Source organism: Nocardiopsis sp. ATB16-24, from assembly GCF_030271535.1.
Taxonomy (GTDB): Bacteria; Actinomycetota; Actinomycetes; order Streptosporangiales; family Streptosporangiaceae; genus Nocardiopsis.
Genome location: NZ_JASCXJ010000019.1, coordinates 99,438 through 115,633, shown reverse-complemented (window position 1 = coordinate 115,633; position 16,196 = coordinate 99,438). Strand labels below are relative to the sequence as shown.

The window sequence follows — 16,196 nt, the reverse complement described above, 5'->3', positions numbered from 1 at the left end:
TAGCGGGCCACACGCCGCGCGCGGCCGGGTCCGGCGGGGGCCGCCGGGGCGGAGGCGTCCCGCGCCGGGGCCCCGGGCGGATCGCCCGCCGTGGTGGGAGTACTGGTCACTCGCGGTCCTCCATGGTGGCGCGTCGGCGCAGCAGCAGGAATCCTCCGGCGGCGGCGAGGACGACCAGCACCACCCCGGCACCGATCCAGATCCTGGCGGAGGATGCGGAGGTGAGGGCCCCGGCCGCCGCGGAGGCGGGTTCGGCGGACCACCAGGCCCAGTAGCCGTCCTGGCCCCAGATGTTGCCGCCCTCGGTGGGCTCGTACTGGATGGAGGCGATCTGGTCGGTGCGGTAGGCCTCCATGATGTTGGGGTAGGCCAGGACGTTCACGACGGCCTCGCGGTAGAGGACCTCCTGGAGCCGGTGGACGATCTCGGCACGGGCGTCCCGGTCGTACTCGGCGAGCTGGGCCTGGTAGAGCTCGTCGTACTCCTCGTCGCAGAAGTAGGCGTCGCCCTGCATGGTGCCGGGTTCGGTGGGCAGCGCCCCGCAGGTGTGGATGCTGAAGACGTAGTCGGGGTCGGGGTTGACCGTCCATCCGGTGAAGATGAGGTCGTACTCGCCCGCGTAGAGGGCGTCGCTGAGCACGCCCGGGTCGACGGTGAGGTTCTCGACCTCGATGCCGATGTCGGCGAGACGCTCGACCAGGATCAGGCCGGTGTTGACGTTGTCGGGACGGTCCTGGTGGACGTGCATGCGCAGTGCGAGACGATCGCCGTCGGGCGAGACGCGCACGCCGTCGTCGCCCCTTTCGTACCCGGCCTCGTCGAGCATGGCGTTGGCCGCGTCGGGATCGAAGTCGAGGATGGCCTCCTCGCCCCGGGGAGCCCAGTGGAAGTCGGCGTAGCGGGGTGGGACGTACCCTCCCGCCGCCACGGCCTGGCCTCCGTGCCCCTTCTCCACGACCTCCTCGTTGTCGATCGCCATGACGATGGCCTGCCGTAGGGTGCGGTCGGCCAGGGCGGGATGGCCGTCACCGAACTCCTCCCCGTCCTGGGTCACCGCCCCGGGGTTGATGGTGAAGGCCTGGAAGCGCTTGCCATCGGCGGTGTTGACTTCGATGTCGCCCGTGGACTCCAGCGCGGAGGCCTGGGCCTGGGTGAGTTCGTAGACGAAGGAGACCTCGCCGCTGCGCAGGGCCTCGACGGCGGCGTCCTTCTCCGAGTAGTAGCGCAGGACGATCTCGTCGAAGCCGGGGGCGCCACGCCAGTGGTCGGGGTTGGCCTCCAGGGTGATGGACCTGCCCCGGTCGTGGCCGGCGAGGACGAAGGGGCCGCTGCCCACGGTCGGGAAGTCCTCGTTGCCGTAGTCGGAGAAGGCCTCTCCCTCCTCCTCCAGGATCGGCTCCCAGACGTGCCTGGGAACGATGGGGATGTTGAGGGCGGTCATGGTGGCCTGGGGCTCGTCCAACTCGACGACGACGGTGTGGTCGTCCTCGGCGGTGACCGCGTCGAAGCCAGAGACGTAGTTGCCGTTGGCGATGGCCGCGGCCTCGTTCTCCATCATCGTGGTGAAGGTCCACGCCACGTCGTCCGCGGTGAGGGGCTCGCCGTCGGTGAAGACCGCGTCGTCGCGCAGCCGGAAGGTCCAGGTGAGACCGTCGTCGCTGGAGTCCCACGACTCGGCCAGCGAGGGCGCGGGCTTGCCCGTGTCGGGATCGACGGTGACCAGGGAGTCGTAGACATGGCGCAGGATGTTGGTGGTCACCGCGAGCTGTGCGGTGAAGGGGTTGAACGAGTCGACCTGCTGGGCGATGGCGATCGTGAGCGTGTCGTCGGTGCCGCCGTCCGCGACGGCGGGGCCGGCGGACGTGCCGACCAGGACCAACGCCGCCCCCGTGGCGCCGAGCCGTCGGATGAGGGTGCCGGAGGGAGGGTGGTGGGAGTTCATGTGCGGCCCCTGTCATCAGGATCGTGGGGTTCGGTGGCGCGCCACCCTGGGGTTGGTGGTTGTTTACCAATCTCCGGAGACGACCGTCAACGACCTACGTGGAGCGCCGTGATATCGGTCCTCGAAATGGCACGGAAGTGCCTTGGGTGACGGCGGAGACCCCGCGTTGGCAGTGAATGCCGCACTCCGCTACGGTTCCGCCCATGATGGGGCACTCGCACGCCTTGAGTGGCGTGGTCGGCTGGATGGCGGTCGTTCCGCTGGTCCAGGGCAGGGAATTTCTCGGACTCAGCTTTCACCTGGGCCCCGGTGAGATCGTCGCCGGTTCTTTGGTCTGCGCCGGCGCGGCACTGCTGCCCGACCTGGACCACAAGAGCGCGACGGTGACCAAGACCTACGGCAAGGTCACCGAAACGCTGAGCGGCATGCTCGGCTTCCTCTTCGGCGGGCACCGGATGGGGACCCACTCGTTCTTCTTCGCCGTGCTCATGGGCGTGCTCGTCCAACTGCTGGCGCTGTGGTCGGAGATGGCCGTCCAGGTCTTCGTGTTCCTGCTCATCGGCATCGCGCTCCAGGGCCTGGGGTTCGGCCTGGACAAGAACCGTGTCGCCTCGGGGGTCATCAACGCGATGGCCACGGCCGGGATCACGCTCGCCCTGTACACGGCGGGCGTGAACTACAGCTGGCTGGGTCTGGCCGTGGCGTTCGGCGTGATACTGCACTTCTTCGGCGACATGATCACCAGGATGGGCGTCCCCCTTTTCTGGCCCTTCTACAAGAAGCGTTTCGGCCAGGGAAAGGGTTTCGCCACGGACGGTCCCGTGGAGAAGAAACTGGTCACCCCCCTGCTGACCACGGGTGTAATCGTGGGAGCGCTCTATCTGTTCGACTGGCCCGCCCTCCTGCCCGAGTACTGAGGGGCCGACCGGCATCTGGCCGTCGACGCCGAGGGTCCGTCCCGGCGAGCCGCTCCCCGGGACGTCGTCGGTGCCCGGGGAGCGTGGAGCGTCACCGTACCCGGATCCGGGCAGAAGGCCCTTCGTGACGCCTCGTCTCCCGCAAGGCCCGGGAGAACGTCCCCGACCTTCCCCCTCCCCTTCCTCCACGGTGGTGCTGGAAGCCCCGCAGAGGCTGCTCTAGGGTGGCCACGTGACTCGATCCTCAGAGGGCCTGAGCCCCCAGCTGCACGCCTACATCGTCGACCACAGCACGCCGGTCGACTCCGTCCTGACCGACCTCGTGGAGGAGACGGCGAGGCTCTTCCCCGACCACAAGGGAATGCAGATCGGCCCGGAGCAGGGTGTCTTCACCACACTGCTCACCCGTATCTGCGGCGCCCGCGAGATCGTGGAGGTCGGTACCTTCACCGGGTACTCCTCCCTCTGCTTCGCCCGCGGGCTGCCCGACGACGGCCGGCTGTTGGCCCTGGACATCAGCGAGGAGTGGACCTCCGTCGCCCGCCGCTACTGGGAACGCGCCGGGGTGGCCGACAAGATCACCCTCCGGATCGGCCCCGCCCTGGAGTCCCTGCGTGAGCTTCCCGAGGAGCCCCGGTTCGACCTCGCCTTCCTGGACGCCGACAAGGAGGGCTACGTCGACTACTGGGAGGAGCTGGTCCCCCGCGTCCGTCCGGGCGGCCTGATCCTGGCCGACAACACCCTCTCCCACGGACGGGTGGTGGACACGACCAACACCTCACCGGCGGTACAGGGCATCCGTGACTTCAACCGCCGTCTGGTGGAGGACGACCGCGTCACCCAGGTGCTGCTGCCCCTCGGCGACGGCCTCACCCTCGCCCGCAAGGACTGATCCCCTCGGGGAGAGGATCTCCACAGGAGGAGATTCTCCCGGACGGGGCGGCCCCGTGTTCGGTAGTGTCCGGTGCCATGCGTCTGCTGCACACCTCGGACTGGCACCTGGGTCGCTCCTTCCATCGGGAGAACCTCCTCGACGCCCAGGCCGCCTTCCTCGACCATCTCGTCGACACCATCCGCGAGCACCGGATCGACGTCGTGGTCGTGGCCGGTGACCTCTACGACCGCGCGCTGCCCCCGGTGGACGCCGTGCGCCTGTTCGACCGCGCGCTCGGCCGTATCCGCGCCACCGGGGCCCGCGCCGTCCTGATCAGCGGCAACCACGACTCCATGGCCCGGATGTCCTTCGCCTCGGGCCTGATCGACGCCTCCGGCGTCCATCTGCGCAGCTCTCTGGACGGGATCGACACCCCCGTCGTCATCGACGACGAACACGGGCCCGTCGCCTTCTACTGCCTCCCCTACCTCGAACCGGAGATCGCCCGCCACCACTGGGAGCTTCCCCAGCGCGGACACCCCGCGGCGATCGGGTACGCCATGGACCTGGTCCGCGCCGACCTCTCCCGGCGCCCCCGAACCCGCTCGGTGGTGCTGTCCCACGCCTTCGTCACGGGCGGCGAACCCTCCGACAGCGAACGCGACATCTCCGTGGGCGGTGCCTCGCACGTGCCGGTCTCGGTCTACGACGGGGTCGACTACGTCGCCCTTGGCCACCTGCACGGGCGCCAGACCATCACCCCGTCCGTGCGTTACTCGGGCAGTCCACTGGCCTACTCCTTCTCCGAGGAACACCACACCAAGGGCTACTGGGTGGTGGATCTGGACGGCGACGGTCTGGCCGGGACCGAGTTCGTCCAGGCCCCGGTGCCCCGCCCACTGGCCCGTGTCCGCGGCCGGATCGAGGATCTGCTCACCCGCCCCGAGTGGGAGGCCTACACCGACCACTGGCTACAGGTGACCCTCACCGACGCACGCCGTCCCGCCCACCCCATGGACCGGCTGCGCGAACGCTTTCCCCACACCCTGGTCCTGGAGTTCGCCCCCGAGGGGGGTCCCCCCTCCACACGTCCGGTCACCACCCCCGTCGCCGACCGCAGTGAGCGTCAGGTGGTCGGCGACTTCATCGCCTGGGCCCGTGGCACCCCCGCCACCTCCGAGGAGGAGGCCCTGGTGAACACCGCCGTCGAGCAGGTACGGCTTCAGGAGAGGACGCGCTGATGCGACTGCACACCCTCACCATCGAGGCCTTCGGCCCCTTCGCCGGCACCGAGAAGGTGGATTTCGACCGCCTCAGCGCCGGTGGCCTCTTCCTCATCCACGGCCCCACCGGCGCGGGAAAGACCTCCGTGTTGGACGCGGTGTGCTTCGCCCTGTACGGCAACGTTCCGGGCGCCCGCGGCAAGGACCGCTCCCCCAAGAGCGACCACGCCCCCCTGGACCGTCTTCCCAGGATCACCCTGGAGTTCACCGTCAGGGGCCGTCGCGTCCGTATCGAACGCAGCCCTCGCTGGGAGCGGCCCAAGAAGCGCGGGGCCGGCACGAGGGTCGAGAACGCCAAGGTGCTCGTCCAGGAACGGGTCGACGGCCGCTGGGAGGGGGTGACCAACCGTCCCGACGAGGCGGGACAGTTCGTCGGCGACCTGGTCGGGCTGACCCTCGAACAGTTCTGCCAGACCGCCATGCTCCCCCAGGGGGACTTCGCCCGTTTCCTGCGTGCCAGGTCCGACGAACGTCGCGACTCCCTGGAGCGGATCTTCAACACCCGGGTGTTCCGCGACGTGGAGGAGTGGTTCAAGGAACACACCAACCGACTGCGCCACGAGGTGGAGGCCTCCGACGAGGAGGTGCGCGCGATCGCCGCGCGGATCGCCGAGGTCGGCCGCTCCACCGCCCCCGAACCACCCGAGGAGCTGTTGTCCGCCTGGGCCGCGGAACTGGCCTTGGTCACCTCCGCGACCGCGCGGGACGCGGAGTCGGTGACCGCCGGTTTCACCGAGGCCAGGGAGAGCGCGCAGCGGGCCCTGGCCGAGGCTCGGGATCTGCGCGACCGCCAGGAACGACTGGCCTCCGCCCGCCGCCACCGTGCCCGGCTCGCCGAGCACACCGCGTGGCGTGCGGAGATCGACGTCAAGTTGGAGGCCGCCGAGCGGGCCGAGACGGTCCTGCCGTTCCTGCGGGCCCGTGACAGTCGACGCACCGAGGCGGACAAGTGCGAACTGGCCGTCGCCGAACGTCTGTCCCTGGTCGGCGATATCACCGGTATCGACACCGCCGCGCTCTCGCCGACCGGCACCACCGACCGGGCACCGCAGGAGGTACTGCGCGAGGCCGAACGGGAGCGTCGCGACGAACTGGCGCGGTTGGACCTCCTGCGGGGGGAGGCCGAACGCTGCCGGACCCTGGGGCGCTCCGTCACCGCCCTGACGGCACGTCTGGCCGACCTTCGCGGGCAACTGGAGCGCCGGCGTGCGCTGGCCGCCGAACTCCCCCTCCGCCTGGAGCGACTGACCGAAGAGCTGCGCGAGGTGCGGGAGCGGGCCGCGCGGACGGAGTCGGCCGAGGCCGCTCTGGCCGCCGCCCTGCGACGTCGGGACGCGGTCACGGAGCACGAGCGTCTGAGCCGGGAGCTGGAGACGGCGGAAGGGCTGTGGCGCACGGCCGTGGACGAGGCCCAGGCCGCGCGCGAGCGCGCGCTCCGACTGCGTGAACGTCGGAACACGCACATGGCGGCCGAACTGGCGGCCGGTCTCGTCCCGGGCGAGGCGTGCGCGGTGTGCGGGTCGATGGAACACCCCCTTCCCGCCCGTCCCTCCGGCCAGGGTCTGGTCTCCGCCGAGGAGGAGGAAGGGGCCCGGGAGGCGGCCGAAGCCGCGACGGCCCGCCGCACCGAGGCGGAGAGCGCCGTGGCGGCGCTACGGGAGAAGCTCTCCGCGGCCCACGAGCGCGCCGAGGGCCACACCGCCGACACCGCCCGCGAGGAGGTGGAGACCCGCGGCGACGCGCTGGCGCGCGCCCGTGCCGCCGCCGAGGAGGCCCTGCGGCTGGAGGAGGCCCTGACACAGGCCGCCGAGGAGCTGGAACGGGCCCGCTCACGCGAGGAGGAGTTGTCCCGCCAGGAGATCCAGGTGAGGGCCGACCTGGACAACTCCGTACGCGAACACGGGCGGCTGACCGCGCTGTTGGACCAGGCGCGTGGAGACGACGCCGGGCTGAACGAGCGGATCACCAGACTCCACGGTGAGGCCGACCTGTTGCGCGCCGCCGCCGACGCCGTCGACGATCGCGACCGTGCGTTGGAGGAGCTTGGGACCGCCACCGGAGAGGCACAGAGGTCCCGTGAGGAGGCGGGGTTCGTCGACGAAGCCGCCGTGTGGGAGGTCGCTTTGGACGAGCGGCGGCGGCGCTCGCTGCGCGAACGCGCCCGTTCCTTCGACGCCGAGCTGGCCGCCGCCGAGGCCGCGATGAGCGACCCCGCCCTGGTCGCGGCGGCGGAGCTGCCGGCGCCCGACCTGGAGGGGGCGGCCTCCACGGCGAGGCGGGCCGCGGAGGCCGCCGACCAGGCCGTGAGCCGGCAGAGCATGCTGCTGGAGAGGGCGCGCCGCCTCACCGCGCTGCGGGCGGAACTCGGTGAGTGTCTGGCGGGCCGTGAACCGGTCCTGCGCCGCTACGCCGTGGCCCGGGGACTGAGGGATCTGACCACGGGTCTTTCTTCCGACAACACCGACAACGTACGCCTGTCCGCGTACGTGCTGGCCTCCCGGCTGGAACAGGTGGTGGCCGCGGCCAACGACCGGCTGGTGACGATGTCGGACGGCCGGTACGAGTTGCGGTACACGGTGGACAAGGCCGCCGGGGACGGGCGGGCGCGTTCGGCCGGCGGTCTGGGCATGCGGGTGGTCGACGCCTGGACGGGGGTGGAACGCGACCCGGCCACGCTCTCGGGCGGGGAGACGTTCTTCAGCTCCCTGGCCCTGGCCCTGGGGCTGGGCGATGTGGCCGGCGCGGAGGCCGGCGGAGCCGACATCGACACCCTGTTCGTGGACGAGGGGTTCGGCACCCTGGACGAGGACACCTTGGAGGAGGTGTTGGAGGTGCTGGACAGGCTGCGTGACGGCGGACGGGCCGTGGGTGTGGTGAGCCACGTCGCCGACCTCAGGCAACGCGTGCCGACGCAGTTGAAGGTGGTCAAGGGCGCGGCGGGTTCCCATGTGAGGCACGTGGGTTGACCCCCTCGCCGGGGAGGGGGTCCCATGACGACCCCGGAACCGGCCGACCCGGGAGCGGTGCGACAATGTCCAACGTGAATTCGCTGGTCGGCATCGCCGTGTTCGGAATCGTGGGCGCCATCCTGATGGCGGCCCTCCTTGGTCTGCTCCTCGTGCTCTCGGGAAGCTCGCGCGGGGCCGCGCCCGGAGTGCGTGTGGCGTTCGGGGTCGCCTCGGTCGTGGTGTTGGTGGCGCTTCCGACGTCGACCGCCGTCGACTTCCTGTCCTCCGGCTCCGGATTCTGGCCGGCGTTCGCCGCGGCCGTCTGTGTGGCGGCCATCGTGTGCGCGGTGAACGTGGTGATGTTGCCGATGGTGGCACGCCGTCAGGCCTCGACCGGAGACCGGTCCGCCCTCGCCTCGCTGCGACCGTCCCTGCCGGTGTCGGCCGCCGGTCTGTTGATCTGCCTGGTGCTCGGGTTGGTGGGGACGTCCGTGGCCGCCCTGCTGGTCTGATCGTTCCGGTGCCGATTCGCCGCCGTCGCCCTTTTGTTTCCTCCTCCGCCGCGCGGACCGGTGGGGCCGTCTCGGTCGGCGCGTCCCGGCGGGGACCGGGGCCACCCCTGACCTGAGCCGTACCTCGCTCAAGGGTCCGAAGGCGTGCGCGCCCTCTCCCGTGGGGCGTCGAACAGCGGGTACGGCCTCTCCCACAGCGGTCCTCCGGCCACCCGGGGCCCGCCTTCGGCGAGGTCTCCGCGACGGTCCGCTCCAGGTCGTCGACCGCCGCGAACAGTGGCGCGCACGGCGGGTCCGCTCCGAGACGGCCGGGGACGAGCGGAACGTCGAACCCCGTTCCTCGACGGTGCGGCGGGCGCCGTTGCGGTCCTTCTCCCGCCGTGAGGCCGTGTCGACCCCCGAGCGGGACCTCCTCGTGCCGCCCTCCGACATGGCCGTTCGCTCCAGGTCGGGGAGCCCCGCACGTCGCGCGGTCTCCGCCGTCCGGGCGAACGCCCCTGGTACGGCGGCGGGGGCGCACCGAACGGTACGCCCCCGCCATGGACCGGTTCAGGTTCCGCTGCTGGAGCGAAGGTCCGGGGAATCGTCCGGGGAGTCCTCACCCGACCCGGTGCGCTCCTCGCGCCCGGCCTTCGGTTCCACCTCGTCCCCGTCGGCGTCCCGGGGCGTCTCAGTGGTCAGGGTCCGCTCCGCGGTCGCCTGGGCCGTACCCTCTCCGCGCGAACGCCGGTCGAGTTCGGCCAGGTATGCGTTGTAGGCGTCGAGGTCGGCGTCCTCGGAGCCGCCCCTACGACTGTGCCGTTCGCGGCGCCGCTCCTGCCTTTCGTCGTCGCGTGCCCACTGCCAGACCAACGCGACCATGACCAACGCGGTCGGGATCTCGCCCAGCGCCCAGGCGACGCCACCGCCCGCGTACTGGTCGTCGAGGCGGCTTTCGATCCACGGCACCTCGAACCGGCCGTAGAACTCCATCGCCATGGGCACCGACTGCATCATGATCGCGATGCCGAAGAAGGCGTGGAACCCCATCGCCAACAGCAGCAACAGGATCCTCAGCAGGTAGGGCACCTTCCGCGGCGCCGGATCCACTCCCACGATGATCCAGTAGAAGAGGAAACCGGCCAGCAGGAAGTGCACGTTCATGATCATGTGACCGACGTGGTCGTTCATGAGCACGGGGAACAGCGGGGTGAAGTACAGCACGTAGAGGCTGAGCACGAACATCGGGGTGGCGAATCCCGGATGGGTCACCACCTTGGAGAAGCGGCTGTTCAGGAACAGGGTCAACCACTCGCGCGGGCCACGGTCACCGCGCCGTACGGCCGGCTTCAGCGCGCGCAGGGCCAGGGTGGCCGGTGCTCCCAGCACCAGCAGGATGGGCGTGACCATCGCCAGCACCATGTGCTGGATCATGTGCGTCGAGAACAGCACCTTCGCGTAGGTCGCGAAGCCGGTCAGCTGTACGAGGACGATGGTCAACATCCCCGCCGCGAAGGCCACCGTGCGTCCGACCGGCCAGCTGTCGCCCCGGCGCAGCAGTCGTGTCACGGCGGCCGCGTACAGTCCGCCCGCGACCACCACGAACATGATGAAGAACAGGTCGGGGCGCCACAGGGTGAGCAGGGTCTGCACGCTCATGGGCGGTGGGACGGGGAAGCCGAGGATGGCGGCGGCCGGGTCCACGGCGCCCGCCGGCGGAGGGGGCGGCGCGGTGCGGCCCAGGCCGACGGACACACCGATCACCACGGCCATGATGAGCACTTCCACCAGGGCCACACGGAGGAACAGGGGGCGTTGGAAGGCCTCTCCCCCCGAGCCGGGCTCGGCGCCGTCCAGCCGTGTGAGGGCGAACTCCCGGTGCATGTAACCGAAGACGCCCAGAACCGCGAACAGGATGATCTTCACCAGGATGATCAACCCGTACTCGGTGAGGACCAGCTCCATGGGAGAGGCCAGGCGCGCCAGCGCGCTGGCGACGCCACTGACGGCCACACCCACATAGGCCCACAGGGCCAGGCGGCTGAACCGGTGGGCGGCGACCGAGGGGTCCTGCGCCTTCGGCCGCATCGCGTGGTAGGTGAGGGCGAGCACGCCGCCCACCCACACACTGATGGCGATGACGTGCAGGGCCAGCCCGGTCACCGCCAGTTCGTGCGAGCCCGAGGAGGCCGAGTGGCCGGTCAGGGCCGGTGGTGTGAGCGCGACCAGGGAGAGCCCGAGCAGCCACAGGCCGCTGGTGGCCGTGGTGGCCGTGCGCCCGAACAGGGCGATGCCCGTCGTGACGAGGATGACGAACATCAGCGCGATGCCGCCGGAGACCGACCCGGCGTAGGCGGTGACCTCGTCCACGCTGACCTGACCCGCGGGTCTGGCGAGGAACTCCGAGGCCTGGAAGTACAGGGTCATCACCGCGGCCAGGGCCCACACCAGGGCCGCCCAGGTGGCGCCGTGCACGTAACCGACCGCCTGCGGGGAGAGCCTGCCCTTCTCGGACGGCAGCAGTACCACCGTGAGCAGTAGCAGACCGACCGTCACGACCGCGGCGGCGTCCATGGTGACCTTGGCCAAGGGCATGCCCCAGCGGACCGCCTCGCCGGCGTCGGGCAGGCCCGGGATGACCTCGGGGAAGGCGGCTCCACCGAGCACGAGGGTCAGAGCCAGCCCGAGGAGGCACAGTGCTCCGGCCGCCACGGCGAAGAGGGGGAACCGCTCCAGGCCCGGAGCGTCGTCATGGTGTTCGTTGAGGGGGGATGTCGGATTCTGTGCGGGAGGAGCCACGTGCCACTCCGTCGTCGATCTCGTTGGTTATGGCTGGTCAGGGCCCTTGGTCGTGTGTCGGTCTCGTGCCTGTTCGGTCCTTTTTCCGGCAGGGGCCGTGCACTGAGGAACACCTCGATCAAGGTTAGACCGTCACTACACGGTGTCGGATTCGGGCGTGCACCACCACCCCTGCGCGCTCGGCTCACGCCTTGGCGGACCGGGTCCGATGATGTGATCTCGCGCTCACGTCCCAGCGCGGCGGCCCAGGCCGCAATGTCCACGGATCCGGGCGGATATCGCGTTTTCACCCCTGCGAAGGGCACCCCGCGATACGCTCGGTGCCCGGGGGATGACCGGAGCACCGAGGGGTGTGACCTGGAAGGTCGCGCCCGCGTCGGTGAACGGGGCCGGGCCCCGGTCGAGACGACGGTTCCCCGCCCTCTCTCCGTGCGCCGCCCCCGTCACGGCCCCCACCGTGGCTTTTGACAGCACACCCTCTCGTCGCGAGCCTATCGAAGGGGACGGCGTTGACCGTGTTCGACAGTGTGGTCAGGTCCAGGCATGTGGTCACCGCCGAGGGGGTCGGCCCCGCCTCCGTGGGGGTGCGCGACGGTCGGATCGAGGTCGTGGGCCCCTACCGTGCCGACATGGCGGCGCACGAGGTGACCGACCTCGGCGACGTGGCCCTGATGCCGGGGGCCGTGGACCTGGGCACCGGGGTGTACGTGCCGGGGCAGGAGCTGTCCAGAGCCTACCTCCTGGCCGGCGAGGCGGCCCTGCGCGGCGGGGTGACCTGTGTGGTGGTCTCCCCCTCACCGGCCCGTCCCGCCATCACCTGCGCGGATTCCCTGCGAGAACACCGACGGGCGGCGGCCGGGGCCGCGGTGCCCGTGCTCTTCCTGGGCGGGGTGACCTGGGGCACCACCCCGCTCGACCTGGCCGACCTCCAGGCGGCGGGCGCGGTGGGGTTCTCCTGCTCGTTGTCGGACGGAGGGGCACCGGACACGGCCGCGCTCGGGGAAACGTTGTTGCGCAAGGTGATGGCCGAACTGACGGCGTTGGACAGCGTGCTGTTGGTGCACGCGGAGGACGCCGCGGAGCTGGGGTCGGCCCAGGGTCCGGCCGATCAGCGCCTTCCCCGAGCGGAGCGGCGCGGGTTGGAACGGGTGATCGCCGCGGCCCGCATGGCGGGGACGCGCACGCACGTGTGCCCTTTCACCGCGGCCGAGTGCGCGGCGCTGTTGGAGGCCGCCGGTGCGGTGGGGGTGTCGTTGTCGGCCCAGACCTGCCCCCACTACCTGTGTCTGCCGGCGGAGTCCCTGGCACCGGATTCGCCCGCGCACGCCTGTCGTCCGCCGGTGCGTTCGGACGCCAACCGCAAGGCGTTGTGGAGCGCGCTGCTCGCGCGGGGATCGTCGATCACCTCGGTCGGGTCGGGCCACCTCCCGGCCCGCGGGCTGTACACGCTGGAGTGGAGCCTGTCCGCGCTGTGGACGGCGTCCCACCGACGCGGGAGGGACTTACGTGATCTGGCGCGCTGGACGTCCGGCGCTCCGGCCGAGCTGCTGGGGCTGGGGACCAAGGGTCGGATCGCGCCCGGCTTCGACGCCGACCTCGTCGCCTTCGACCCCCGTGCGCGGGTGGCGGTCCCCGCGACGGATCCGAGCCCGTACGCGGGCAGGGAACTGACGGGGCGGGTGCGGCGGGTCTGGGTCCTGGGTCACGGTCGGGGCGGTGCGCGATGAGGTCCTCGGGCACAGGCACGCACCCGCCTCACACTCTTCGGAGCCCGCCTTACATACTGTCGACAAGGCCGCTGACAGCCACACGTGTTGACGGCAGTACGAGCGTGCCTCCGCGAACGGCAGTGGAGGTGTAGACGAAGACGACAGCAGGAGGAACCGTGCGCATCGGCGTGCCCCGCGAGATCAAGAACCACGAGTACCGGGTGGCGATCACCCCCGCTGGAGTGCACGAGCTGGTCGGTCGAGGTCACGAGGTGCTCATCGAACGCGAGGCGGGGCTCGGATCCTCCATCTCCGACGCCGAGTACGTGTCCGCGGGCGCCCGCGTCCTGGACACCGCCGACCAGGTGTGGGCCGAGGGCGAACTCATCCTGAAGGTCAAGGAACCGACCCCCGACGAGTACCACCTCCTGCGTGAGGGGCAGACCCTCTTCGCCTACCTGCACCTGGCCGCCACGCGCGAGTGCACCGAAGCGCTGTTGGAACGACGGGTGACCGGTATCGCCTACGAGACCGTGCAGTTGCCGGACGGCTCCCTGCCTCTGCTGGCCCCGATGTCGGAGGTCGCCGGCCGTCTGGCTCCGCAGGTGGGGGCGACGGCCCTGCAAAGGCCCCACGGCGGCCGTGGCGTGCTGATGGGCGGGGTGCCGGGCGTGCGCCCGGCACGGGTGACCGTGATCGGCGCGGGGGTGTCCGGCCTGAACGCGACGCAGACCGCGGTGGGCATGGGCGCGGACGTGACCGTGCTGGACCTGGACGTGCACAGGCTGCGGCAGGTCGACGCCCTGTGTCAGGGTCGTGTCAAGACGGTGGTCTCCAACGCCTTCGAGCTGGAGCGGTCGGTGTTGGAGTCGGACATGGTGATCGGCGCGGTGCTGGTGCCGGGTGCCAGGACGCCCACGTTGGTGTCGAACGAGGTGGTGTCGCGGATGCGTCCGGGGTCCGTGTTGGTGGACATCGCCGTCGACCAGGGCGGTTGTTTCGAGGACTCCCGTCCCACCACGCACGCCGACCCCACGTTCCAGGTGCACGACACGGTGTTCTACTGCGTGGGGAACATGCCCGGCGCGGTGCCCAACACCTCCACCCACGCGCTGACCAAGGACACCCTGCGCTACGTGGTGGCTCTGGCGGAGAAGGGCTGGCGGCGGGCCATGCGCGAGGACGCGTCCTTGGCCAGGGGTCTGAACACCTTCGACGGCGACGTGGTCTCGGCTCCGGTCGCCGAGGCCCACGGGTTCGAGCACCGGCCGCTGGAGGAGGTACCGGCCGACGCCTGAACCGCCTGGCCGGCCAGGTGGTACGCGCCGCACCGTTCGGGGTGGTCGCGCTGGTCGGCCGGGGGTACCGTCGAAGGGAACGCCCGCTTTCCGGTCCCGACGGCCGAGTGACCTGCGGGAGGACGAGCACCGAGGTGGAACAGCGTGGCACAGACCGGCTCGGCGACCGTGACCCGGATTGTCGAACTCGAACTGATGCGGCTCCGGCGGCAGGCCGGCGGCCGGAGCACCCTCACCGAGGGGCCCGTTCTGGTCAGGGTGTCCGACGGCGAGGGTGTCAGCGGCTGGGGCGAACTCCCGCACGCCACCGCGGCCCAGTGGGAGGCGCTCACCTCCGCCTTCGCCCCCGCTCTGCTCCACCATTCCTGGCAACGGCCCACGGAGGCCGGTGAGGTCTGGGCGGACCTGCCCTGGGAACCGGCGGTGGTCAGCGCCCTGGACACCGCTTGCTGGGACCTGTGGAGCCGTCGGCGCGGCTCTCCGCTCTCCCAGGCCCTGGGTGGGGAGCGGACCGCCCTCACCGCGGGGGTGACCCTGCCCCGGCAGGTGTCGGTGGAGTCGGTGGTCACCGAGGTGAACCGTCAGGTGGGCGCGGGTTTCCGGCGCGTTCGCCTGGAGATCCAGCCCGGTTGGGACGCCGACGTGGTGCGCGCGGTGCAGACGAGCTTTCCGTTCCTGGTCCTGCAAGTGGACGCGGGGGGTCGGTACACCGAGTCCCCCGCCGACCTCGACGCGCTGCGCGTCCTGGACGGTCTCGGCCTGTTGGCGATCGAGGATCCCTTCGCCCCGGAGGACCTCGCCGCGCACACCCGGTTGAGCGCCGAGTTGCGCACTCCGGTGGCGTTGGGTCGTTCGTTGCGGTCGGTGGAGGACCTGAGTACGGCGATCCGCGCCGAGGCCGGTGGTGTGGCCAACGTCGACCTGACCCGACTGGGCGGCCTGACGCCCGCCCGCCGTGCGGTGGACCGTGCCGTGGACGCCGGATGGCAGGTCTGGTGCGGTTCGTCCGCGGTGACGGGGGTCGGTCGGGCCGCCACGGTCGCGCTGGCGTCGCTGGCGGGTGCGTCCCTGCCGGTGGAGATGCCCGGGGCGGGGTCCCGTGGACGCGATCTGACGGTCCCCCCGGTGCGCGCGCACGACGGGGTGGTCCCGGTGCCGCTGGCCGAGAGCGGGTCGGGGCACGGCGTGGACTTCACGGCTTTGGCCGAGCGCGTCGAGCTGGCCCTGCTGATGGACGCCGACGGTGTGCGCGAGACCCGGCGCGGCCGGGACGCCCGTGCCCACCACGATCGCCGGTGAGACGGATCCGAGCCCGTCCCCGGCGCGAGGCGTGCCTCGTTCCCGCGTTCCCCACGTCGGGGGCGTCCCGTCGGCTCCTTCGTCCTCCCCCTTCTCCCATAACCGAACAGCGTTAGGTAGAGTTGCGGCACCGTCCGGCTCCCCGATCCTCCGGACCCGACGATCAGGAGACATGGTGCGCGTATTCGCCGACATCCACGAGGTCATCGCCTCCCAGGGAGAACACCTGGGCTACACCGACTGGGTGACCATCGACCAGGAACAGATCTCCCTCTTCGCCGACGCGACGAAGGACCACCAGTGGATCCACATCGACCAGGAGAGGGCGGCCGAGGGCCCCTTCGGCGGCACCATCGCACACGGATACCTGACCCTGTCGATGCTGGCCCACTTCTCCCAGTCGCTCATCTCCCTCACCGAGAAGCCCACCATGTCCATCAACTACGGACTCAACAAGGTGCGTTTCCTCCAGCCGGTCCTGTCCGGCTCGCGCATTCGTGACGGCGTCGAACTCAGCTCCGTACAGGAGTCCCCCAAGGGCTATCTGGTGACCACGACCCACACCGTGGAGATCGAGGGCCAGGAGCGTCCCGCGTTGGTCGCCGAGGCGCTCGGTCTCTGGGTCCCGTAGAGGGC

The 16,196-nt window shown here is 70.9% G+C and carries 11 protein-coding genes; 9 read left to right on the top strand and 2 right to left on the bottom strand.

Going from position 1 to position 16,196, the window contains the following annotated elements:
* Positions 1 to 106: 106 nt before the first annotated feature.
* The gene (locus tag PFX91_RS18850; protein WP_285733681.1) at positions 107 to 1,942 is read right to left on the bottom strand and encodes an ABC transporter substrate-binding protein; all 1,836 of its coding nucleotides are present in this window, start codon (positions 1,940 to 1,942) and stop codon (positions 107 to 109) included.
* 203 nt (positions 1,943 to 2,145) lie between these two features.
* On the opposite strand from PFX91_RS18850, the gene PFX91_RS18845 reads away from it, so the two are divergent.
* From PFX91_RS18845 to PFX91_RS18825, 5 genes are all read left to right on the top strand, one after another.
* Entirely contained in the window at positions 2,146 to 2,859 is a 714-nt protein-coding gene (locus PFX91_RS18845; protein WP_285733679.1) for a metal-dependent hydrolase, read from the top strand.
* Between the two features lie 232 nt (positions 2,860 to 3,091).
* Positions 3,092 to 3,751 carry an O-methyltransferase gene (locus PFX91_RS18840; RefSeq protein ID WP_285733677.1) on the top strand — a complete coding sequence of 220 codons (660 nt, stop codon included), beginning with the start codon at positions 3,092 to 3,094 and terminating at the stop codon, positions 3,749 to 3,751.
* 77 nt (positions 3,752 to 3,828) lie between these two features.
* Complete coding sequence (locus PFX91_RS18835; protein ID WP_285733676.1) at positions 3,829 to 4,974, top strand: exonuclease SbcCD subunit D; 1,146 nt, start codon at positions 3,829 to 3,831, stop codon at positions 4,972 to 4,974.
* Complete coding sequence (locus PFX91_RS18830) at positions 4,974 to 7,982, top strand: AAA family ATPase (RefSeq protein WP_285733674.1); 3,009 nt, start codon at positions 4,974 to 4,976, stop codon at positions 7,980 to 7,982. The genes PFX91_RS18835 and PFX91_RS18830 overlap by 1 nt, the downstream gene beginning before the upstream one ends.
* Positions 7,983 to 8,047: 65 nt before the next feature.
* Entirely contained in the window at positions 8,048 to 8,476 is a 429-nt protein-coding gene (locus PFX91_RS18825; RefSeq protein WP_285733672.1) for a hypothetical protein, read from the top strand.
* Positions 8,477 to 9,025: 549 nt separating this feature from the next.
* Here PFX91_RS18825 and PFX91_RS18820 read toward each other — a convergent pair.
* On the bottom strand, positions 9,026 to 11,254 hold the full coding sequence (locus PFX91_RS18820; protein ID WP_285733670.1) for a bifunctional copper resistance protein CopD/cytochrome c oxidase assembly protein: 2,229 nt from the start codon (positions 11,252 to 11,254) through the stop codon (positions 9,026 to 9,028).
* Between the two features lie 509 nt (positions 11,255 to 11,763).
* On the opposite strand from PFX91_RS18820, the gene PFX91_RS18815 reads away from it, so the two are divergent.
* The 4 genes from PFX91_RS18815 (at position 11,764) to PFX91_RS18800 (ending at position 16,191) form a co-directional block, all read left to right on the top strand.
* Positions 11,764 to 12,981 carry an amidohydrolase family protein gene (locus PFX91_RS18815; protein WP_285733668.1) on the top strand — a complete coding sequence of 406 codons (1,218 nt, stop codon included), beginning with the start codon at positions 11,764 to 11,766 and terminating at the stop codon, positions 12,979 to 12,981.
* A 158-nt stretch (positions 12,982 to 13,139) separates the two neighbouring features.
* Entirely contained in the window at positions 13,140 to 14,261 is a 1,122-nt protein-coding gene (gene ald / locus PFX91_RS18810) for an alanine dehydrogenase (protein WP_285733667.1), read from the top strand.
* A gap of 144 nt (positions 14,262 to 14,405) precedes the next feature.
* Positions 14,406 to 15,560, top strand: a complete 1,155-nt coding sequence (locus tag PFX91_RS18805; RefSeq protein ID WP_285733665.1) for an enolase C-terminal domain-like protein — start codon at positions 14,406 to 14,408, stop codon at positions 15,558 to 15,560.
* Between the two features lie 172 nt (positions 15,561 to 15,732).
* On the top strand, positions 15,733 to 16,191 hold the full coding sequence (locus PFX91_RS18800) for a MaoC family dehydratase (protein WP_285733663.1): 459 nt from the start codon (positions 15,733 to 15,735) through the stop codon (positions 16,189 to 16,191).
* Positions 16,192 to 16,196: the final 5 nt, after the last annotated feature.

Coding starts and splice junctions, on each gene's coding strand:
- PFX91_RS18835 (WP_285733676.1), top strand. CDS start 3,829: ATGCGTCTGCTGCACACCTCGGACTGGCACCTGGGTCGCTCCTTCCAT.
- PFX91_RS18845 (WP_285733679.1), top strand. CDS start 2,146: ATGATGGGGCACTCGCACGCCTTGAGTGGCGTGGTCGGCTGGATGGCG.
- PFX91_RS18825 (WP_285733672.1), top strand. CDS start 8,048: ATGTCCAACGTGAATTCGCTGGTCGGCATCGCCGTGTTCGGAATCGTG.
- PFX91_RS18800 (WP_285733663.1), top strand. CDS start 15,733: ATGGTGCGCGTATTCGCCGACATCCACGAGGTCATCGCCTCCCAGGGA.
- PFX91_RS18830 (WP_285733674.1), top strand. CDS start 4,974: ATGCGACTGCACACCCTCACCATCGAGGCCTTCGGCCCCTTCGCCGGC.
- PFX91_RS18850 (WP_285733681.1), bottom strand. CDS start 1,942: ATGAACTCCCACCACCCTCCCTCCGGCACCCTCATCCGACGGCTCGGC.